4 protein-coding genes are annotated in these 1,644 nt (G+C 36.9%); all 4 read left to right on the top strand.

Translation table 11 applies throughout. The features are described from left to right. On the top strand, nt 1-382 hold a 382-nt coding region (locus NG42_RS23730), incomplete at its 5' end, for an RHS repeat-associated core domain-containing protein (protein WP_241488398.1). After that, entirely contained in the window at nt 383-706 is a 324-nt protein-coding gene (locus NG42_RS21545) for a hypothetical protein (protein WP_052903063.1), read from the top strand. 336 nt (nt 707-1,042) lie between these two features. After that, nucleotides 1,043-1,282, top strand: coding sequence for a hypothetical protein (locus NG42_RS21540; RefSeq protein WP_053116018.1), 240 nt, complete (start codon nt 1,043-1,045; stop codon nt 1,280-1,282). 11 nt (nt 1,283-1,293) lie between these two features. Continuing rightward, nucleotides 1,294-1,599, top strand: a complete 306-nt coding sequence (locus tag NG42_RS21535; RefSeq protein ID WP_052903062.1) for a hypothetical protein — start codon at nt 1,294-1,296, stop codon at nt 1,597-1,599. The last annotated feature ends 45 nt before the right edge of the window (nt 1,600-1,644 follow it).

The raw sequence follows: 1,644 nt of genomic DNA, 5'->3' as shown, positions 1-1,644 counted from the left end.
CTACTACGATCCCGACTGCGCGCGTTTTACCCAGCCGGATCCGATTGGGGTGGCGGGCGGGCTGAATCTTTACCAGTATGCGCCAAACCCTTTAATGTGGATCGATCCACTGGGTTTAAGTTTTATAGATATTATTGGCGATGCAGCTCAGACAACTGGAAAGAAATATCAGGGGGCTGAGATTTATAAAATTACATCCAAAGTTAAAATTGGTGATGCTACCTTTAAAAACGGAGATTATTTCTATTTGGATAATTTGCATAAAGATCATTATGAGACATTTTCTGCATTGGATAAGTCTAAGGGTGTCTTTAATTTAGATGGCTCTTATAATGAGAGAAAATCCGGGAAAGCAGCTAAAAGAAAGGGGCCGGGGTGTTAGATGAATATTGCTCTTAAAGAAGAAATCCTTAAAAACAGAAATGATCTTATTGAGGGTACTTTTTGTTTCTCATTGTTTGAGGAAAGATTTTTCTATCCTTCTTTATTGGATGACTTGATTGATAACTCTATATTATTTATAAAGGAGAATGGAAGTGATGCAGAGGTAAAGGATTTTTTATCCTGGCTGGTTAATTGTGTTGATCAGTGTTTTTTATCACATAAAGATGAAGGTGATCTTTACACTATTAAGAACTATTCATCAGAAATAGAAAAAAATTGGATGAATGTATGGAAACAAAAAATTAATGAGATAAATAATTAGATTTGTTTCAAATAATAGCTGAAAAGATCTTCCCGACTATTTTTTTAGCTGCCCGTTATGGCGATAGCATGTCCGGGGGCAAAAGTGCACGTCGGGGCTGGCGGCTCTTGGTGCGAAAAATCCTCTGAAAAGCCAGCGCCATCAGAAAGTTAAGTGTATTAAAAAGTACGATGGCGTCGGGATCGTCCCTTTAATCCGATTGGGGTGGCAGGCGGGCTGAATCTTTACCAGTATGCGCCGAATCCGTTAAGCTGGATTGATCCATTGGGATTGAGTTGCACGCGTGTTCGACATTACACAAACCGTAAGGGTTCAACTGCGATTAAAGAAAGCGGTATGATAAAAGCACAGGATAATAATCGTTTTTATGTCGAGCTGGCCAATAAAAAACCACTAAATCAATTAGAGGCCGAAACAAAATATAGAATTAAGGAAGGGCGAGGACGTGATTATGTTGAAACCGATGTTCCTACTGAGTTATTAGAGTGGAAGGTTAATCCAGCTTATCATACGAAAGAGTTAACTGTAAAAGGTGATGTTTTTCTAAAAAACCCTGAAATTATTCAAAGGAAATAAAAGGAAAAGACATGCAGAGAGAAAATGAAGAAATAACCATATCTGGTAAAGAATTAGTAGAGGTTTTGACCGTGGTTAATTTTTCCTTAATATCAATGAGAAATATCGCTCGATATTACTATGACAGTGAAGTTAATAGGGAGGGATATGAAAAGGAGATCGCAAGTTTCATTGATCATAACCAGTTGGTTGAACAGCTAGCTAATGTGAGAAAAATATTAAGCAAGAATTTTAATAATGATATCGGAGATGATGATATGGGAGATCTTGAAAGGGAAATGGAAAAAATAAAATACTGGGAAAAACCAGGGGATTAAAATTTGAGCTAGCCATATTTTATTTCTGTATTGATAAAATAGTTT

This window comes from Winslowiella iniecta, assembly GCF_001267535.1.
Taxonomy (GTDB): Bacteria; Pseudomonadota; Gammaproteobacteria; order Enterobacterales; family Enterobacteriaceae; genus Erwinia; species Erwinia iniecta.
The sequence above is the reverse complement of the archived record's forward strand: the minus strand, read 5'-3'. Positions and strand labels throughout refer to the sequence as shown.

Excerpts from the sequence above, each read along its gene's own strand:
- NG42_RS21540 (WP_053116018.1), top strand. The coding sequence starts at position 1,043 with ATGATAAAAGCACAGGATAATAATCGTTTTTATGTCGAGCTGGCCAAT.
- NG42_RS21535 (WP_052903062.1), top strand. The coding sequence starts at position 1,294 with ATGCAGAGAGAAAATGAAGAAATAACCATATCTGGTAAAGAATTAGTA.
- NG42_RS21545 (WP_052903063.1), top strand. The coding sequence starts at position 383 with ATGAATATTGCTCTTAAAGAAGAAATCCTTAAAAACAGAAATGATCTT.